This is a genomic window from Erythrobacter sp. (genome assembly GCF_023653175.1).
Lineage (GTDB): Bacteria > Pseudomonadota > Alphaproteobacteria > Sphingomonadales > Sphingomonadaceae > Erythrobacter.
Genome location: NZ_JAMNXL010000221.1, coordinates 1 through 5,161 on the forward strand (window position 1 = coordinate 1; position 5,161 = coordinate 5,161).

Annotated in this window: 6 protein-coding genes; 4 read left to right on the plus strand and 2 right to left on the minus strand. The window is 68.0% G+C overall.

What is annotated here, in order from left to right; translation table 11 throughout:
* A partial coding sequence (locus NBV68_RS17485) for an RsmB/NOP family class I SAM-dependent RNA methyltransferase (RefSeq protein ID WP_296312325.1) occupies window positions 1-1,003 on the plus strand: 1,003 nt, incomplete at its 5' end.
* 62 nt (window positions 1,004-1,065) lie between these two features.
* Window positions 1,066-1,563 (plus strand): tetratricopeptide repeat protein, encoded by a 498-nt coding sequence (locus tag NBV68_RS17490; protein ID WP_296312327.1) that lies wholly within the window; start codon window positions 1,066-1,068, stop codon window positions 1,561-1,563.
* A 4-nt stretch (window positions 1,564-1,567) separates the two neighbouring features.
* On the opposite strand, the gene NBV68_RS17495 is transcribed toward NBV68_RS17490, so the two are convergent.
* Window positions 1,568-2,050, minus strand: a complete 483-nt coding sequence (locus tag NBV68_RS17495) for an RNA pyrophosphohydrolase (RefSeq protein ID WP_296312328.1) — start codon at window positions 2,048-2,050, stop codon at window positions 1,568-1,570.
* Window positions 2,047-2,997 carry an alpha/beta hydrolase gene (locus NBV68_RS17500; RefSeq protein ID WP_296312330.1) on the minus strand — a complete coding sequence of 317 codons (951 nt, stop codon included), beginning with the start codon at window positions 2,995-2,997 and terminating at the stop codon, window positions 2,047-2,049. The genes NBV68_RS17495 and NBV68_RS17500 overlap by 4 nt, the downstream gene beginning before the upstream one ends.
* A 107-nt stretch (window positions 2,998-3,104) precedes the next feature.
* Here NBV68_RS17500 and NBV68_RS17505 point away from each other — a divergent pair, with 107 nt between their 5' ends.
* Entirely contained in the window at window positions 3,105-4,040 is a 936-nt protein-coding gene (locus NBV68_RS17505) for a metal-dependent hydrolase (protein WP_296312333.1), read from the plus strand.
* Between the two features lie 127 nt (window positions 4,041-4,167).
* A partial coding sequence (locus NBV68_RS17510; protein ID WP_296312335.1) for a deoxyribodipyrimidine photo-lyase occupies window positions 4,168-5,161 on the plus strand: 994 nt, incomplete at its 3' end.

Sequence of the window (5,161 nt, forward strand, 5' to 3'; positions counted from 1 at the left end):
CCTGTGCGGGCCGGTGCCTGCCAGCGGGCGCGCGGCGATGCTGGCGGTGGCGGGGCAGGACGAGAGCGTCGCGGCGCTGTTCGACGGCTCGCCCCATGGCCCGGCACCCCGTGGCGAGAGCGAGAAAGCGGCCAACACCGGCCTTGCCCCCAAGTGGCTCGCTGCGGCGCTGCGCGCCTCGGGCCTAGACGGGCGCGAGATTGCCGCGCTGCTCGACCGCGCGCCGCTCGACGTGCGGGTCAATGCCCTGAAGGCCGACCGCGAGGGGCTGGTGCTCCCCGAACCGGGCGAGGTTGTCGCCAGCGCGCAGGGCCTGCGCTTTGCCTCGGGCACGCCGGTCGAGACATGGGAGGCCTATGAGCAAGGCCTCGTCGAGATTCAGGACCTGGGCTCCCAGCTGATCGTCGAGGCGCTGCCCGTCAGCCCCGGCGACACGATCATCGACCTGTGCGCAGGGGGCGGCGGCAAGACGCTGGCGCTGGCGGCGCGACTCGGCAATGCGGCGAGCCTCGTCGCGGCCGACACCGACAAGCGCCGCCTCGGCAACCTTGCCCCGCGCGCCGCGCGCGCCGGGGCAGCGATCGATCACACCGTGCTGCTCGATCCGGGCCGCGAGATGCGCACGCTCCACCCCTGGGTGGTCAAGGCCGATCACGTGCTGGTCGATGCGCCGTGTTCGGGCAGCGGCACCTGGCGCCGCAGCCCCGAGGGGCGCTGGCGACTCGATCCGGCGGAGCTCGCGCGCCTTAACCAACTTCAGGACCATGTGTTCGATATTGCCGCGCACCTCGTCCGCCCCGGCGGCTCGGTCGGTTTCGTCACCTGCTCTGTGCTCGATGCCGAAGGGCCGGACCGCGTCTCCGCCTTCCTCGCGCGCCATCCGGGGTGGACGGCCGAGGATCTGAAACTGCCTTTCGGAAGCCAGCGCGGTGCAGGAATCCGCCTCGATCCGCTCCATCACGGCACGGATGGTTTTTTCGTCGCGTGCCTTCGTTCACCATGATAGGCTCCGGTGTTATGACCCAGCCGTCCGGTTCCCGGTCTCAAGCACTGAAGGAGCTTCTGATGCGTTTCGCAGCCCCTGCCGCCGCCCTGTCGCTGTGCCTTGCCATGACGGCGAGCATATCGCTGGCCGGGAGCGATGCAGGGCCCGATCCGCGCGCGGAAGCGCTGATCGCACAGGGGCAGGCCGCGCTCGCCGCCGGAGAGCCCGAGGCCGCGACCGACGCTTTCGAGGCCGCGCTGGTTGTCGATCCGGGCTACACCCCGATCTTTATCAACCTCGCCGATGCCGCGCGCCAGCAGGGGCTGCAGGGCAAGGCGATCCGCTATTACCGCGAGGCGCTGGAGCGCGATCCGGGCAACTTCGCCGCGATCTCGGGCGAGGGCGCGGCCTTGGTGGAGAAGGGCGCGCTGGAGAAGGCCAAGCGCAACCTTGCCAAGCTGCAATCGCTGTGCGGCGATGAATGCCCCGAGACGGTCGCGCTCCAATCGACCATCGCGCGCGGGGCTCCGGCGCGGCTTGCGGTTGACAGCAAGGGCGACGGCGCGGCGTCGAACTGATCGCTCAGATCAGCCCCCGGAACTCCGCGAGCACTTCCTCGTAAACCGCCCGCTTGAAGGGCACGATCACATCGGGAAGCAGGCCCGGGTCGATCCAGCGCCATTCGTTGAATTCCGGCGGATCATGCGCCTCGAGGTTCACATCCGCGTCCTGCCCAAGGAAGCGGCCGAGGAACCAGTGCTGTTCCTGCCCGCGATACTTGCCCTTCCACACCTTGCCGAGCAGCTCGGGCGGCAGATCATAGCGGATCGCGCGCGAGGCCGGGGCGATCACCTCGACCAGCGATTCGCCGATGCCGGTTTCCTCTTCCAGCTCGCGCAGAGCGGCGGCGCGGGTGTCCTCGCCCTTGTCGATCCCCCCTTGCGGCATCTGCCAGAAGCCGTGCGCCGAAGGGTCGATGCGCTGGCCAACGAAGACCAGGCCTTCGCGGTTCACCAGCATGAAGCCTGCGCAGGGGCGGTAGGGGAGGCTCTCGCGATCGATCATGCCGGGTTCTCCAGCATGAACTTCATGGCTGCAACAACCCGTTGAAGGTCGGCCTGTGTGCTGGGCACGGCACCCCGCAGGTTGACGAAGGAGTGGGTGACGCCGCGCATCTCGAGGAACACCACGTCGCGCCCCGCATCGACCAGCGCCTTGGCATAGGCGCGGCCCGAATCGCGGATCGGATCGAGGCTGGCGGTAACGACGATGGTCGGCGGGGCGTTGGAGTGGTCCGACAGGAGCGGGAAGCCGCGCGGGTCGGAGCGGTCTGCGGCATAGGCGGCGTCGAAGAAGCCCATGGTTTCGGCGGTCAGGACGAAGCCTTCGCTGAACTGCGCCATGCTCTCGGAGCCGTTCGCATCGGCGACCAGCGGGAAGATCGGGACTTGCAGGACGACGGGCACGGCGGCGGGGTTGGCGCCCAGAAGCTGGCTGACGACCACAGTGGCGTTCCCGCCCGCAGAATCGCCGATGGTGACGATGCCGCTGGCTGCGAGGCCCAACTCGGGAGGCGAGGACGCCACCCAGCGCGTCGCCGCCTCGCAATCGAGGATCGCGGCGGGGAAGCGCGCCTCGGGCGCGCGGGCATAGTGGACCGCGACCAGCGGCAGATCGGCGAGCGCGGCGATCTCGGTGCACAGCGCGTGGTGGGTGTTGAGGTCCCCGATCACGAAGCCGCCGCCGTGGTAGAAGGTGATGACGGAGGTCGGCCCCTCGCGGCTTTCGCGCGCGTCGTAGAGGCGCAGCGGGATGTCGCCGTTCGGGCCGGGACAGACGAGGTCGCGGATCACCGGCAGGCTGCGCGCCGGACGGTCGGCGAGGTTGTGCAGCGCTTGGTATGACGCGCGCGCCTCCTCCAGCGTCATGTCGGCAAGCTTGGGCCCCTTCACCTGCGCCATCATGTCGATGAAGGCCTTCATGTCGGGGCGGATATAGGGCGCTTGCGTCATCGTCGTTCTCTCCCGTGTCTTTGGCGGTGCGATAGGCGAGGGCGGGCAGGTTCGCCAAGCGCATTTGCGGTTCCCTTGGCGCGGGCGCGCGGCTAGCCTTGGATCATATGGACAATCTGACACATAGCCTTGTCGGCGCGGTCATGGGGCAGGCGGGGCTGAAGCGCACCACGGGTCTCGCGATGCCGGCGCTGATCATCGGCGCGAACCTGCCCGATGTGGACGCGGCGTGCTTCTTCTGGCTGGAGGGCACCGAGCACCTCGCGTTTCGGCGCGGGATCACCCACGGCCCGCCCGCGCTGGTGTTGCTGCCGCTGATACTGGCGGGGCTGCTGTGGGCCTTCGACCGCTGGCAGACCCGGCGCGGGACGCGGCCCGAGGCGCGGCTGCCGGTGCGGTTCGGGTGGCTCTATGCGATGGCCTTCATCGGCTGCCTCAGCCACCCGTTTTTCGACTGGCTCAACGTCTACGGCATCCGGCTGCTGGAGCCGTTCTCCTCGCAATGGTTTTATGGAGATACGCTGTTCATCATCGATCCGTGGCTGTGGGCGGTGCTGATCGCAGGAGTGTGGGTTTCGCTGCGGCGGGAAAAGGCGGAGGCGGAATGGATGCGGCCTGCGCAGGTCGGGATCGCAGCGGTGCTGGCCTATATCGGGGTGAACGGGGCAATCAGTTGGGCTGATGCGACGACAACGCGGGTTAGCGGGGAAACGGCTATCGCCAGTCCGGTTCCCCTCGCATTCTGGGAACGCGATATGATCCTTGGCGGTCCGAACAACTGGAGCGTGCGGGCAGATGATAGGAGCTTTCCCCCTTTCCGACCGATCACCGATCAGCATTGCGCCTGGCCCGACTTCAATGCCGCCCGCCGCACCAATTCCCAGCTCGACGCCTTCCTGTTCTGGTCGCGCGCGCCCTTCCTCACTCGCGCGGTGGACGGCTCGGTGGTGCTGAGGGACGCGCGCTTCACCGATCCGCGGGTGGGGGACAGGTTTGCCCTCGCGCTGCCGGAAGTGAAGTGCGAGGAACTTCCCCGCCCCTAATTCGTCATTGCGAGCGAAGCGGAAGCGAAGCTGGCCGTGGCCAACCAATCCATGGCCCGCACCGTTCGGCCTTGGATTGCCGTGGCGACTGTGTCGCCTCTCAATGACGAATGATTGAAAGACCATAATGACCCAACTCGTATGGCTTCGGCGCGATCTGCGCTTGGCCGATAATCCGGCGCTCTACCATGCCGCCAAGGCTGGCCCCGTCATCGCGGTCTATGTCCTCGACGACGATAGCCCCAAGCACCACGCCTATGGCGGGGCCTCGCGCTGGTGGCTGCATCACTCGCTCAGCAGCCTTGCCAAGAGCCTCGAAGCCAGGGGCTCGAAGCTGATCCTTCGGCGCGGCGATGCGGTGGAGGTGCTCACCAAGCTCGCCGCCGAAACCGGCAAGACCACCATCCACGCCAATTGCCACTACGAACCGTGGTGGCTCAATGCCGAGCGCAAGCTCGCCAAATGCCTCGACCTGCAACTCCACCACGGTAATTACCTGATGGTGCCGGGCAGCATCACGACCGGCACCGGCGGGCAGTACAAGATCTACACCCCCTTCAGCCGCGCGGTGCGCGCCGAATTCCCGCCGCGCCCCGAACTCCCCGCGCCCGAGCGTCTGGAGGCGCCCGCAACGTGGCCCGCCTCCGACGATCTGGCCGCATGGAACCTCCTCCCCACCAAGCCCGACTGGGCGGGCGGGATGCGCGACTTCTGGGAGGTCGGCGAGGACGCCGCCCACGCGCGCCTCGCGGCTTGGGAAGCGGACGTCGACGACTATGACGACAAGCGCAATCTGCCGAGCGTCGACAAGGTCTCGCGCCTCTCGCCGCATCTGCATTTCGGCGAGATCTCGCCGATCCAGATCTGGCACCGCTTCAGCCACAAGCGCTCCAAGGGCTGGGAGACCTTCGAGGGCGAGCTGATCTGGCGCGACTATTCGCAGAACGCGATCCTGCAATTCCCCGCCTACGCGACGCAAAACTACCGCGAGGATTTCAACCGCTTCCCGTGGCGCGATCCCGCCACCGATCCCGCCGCCGCGCGCGACCTGAAGGCATGGCAGCAGGGCCGCACCGGCTACCCGATCGTCGATGCCGGGATGCGCCAGCTGTGGCAGACCG

Coding starts and splice junctions, on each gene's coding strand:
- NBV68_RS17490 (WP_296312327.1), top strand. CDS start 1,066: ATGCGTTTCGCAGCCCCTGCCGCCGCCCTGTCGCTGTGCCTTGCCATG.
- NBV68_RS17495 (WP_296312328.1), bottom strand. CDS start 2,050: ATGATCGATCGCGAGAGCCTCCCCTACCGCCCCTGCGCAGGCTTCATG.
- NBV68_RS17500 (WP_296312330.1), bottom strand. CDS start 2,997: ATGACGCAAGCGCCCTATATCCGCCCCGACATGAAGGCCTTCATCGAC.
- NBV68_RS17505 (WP_296312333.1), top strand. CDS start 3,105: ATGGACAATCTGACACATAGCCTTGTCGGCGCGGTCATGGGGCAGGCG.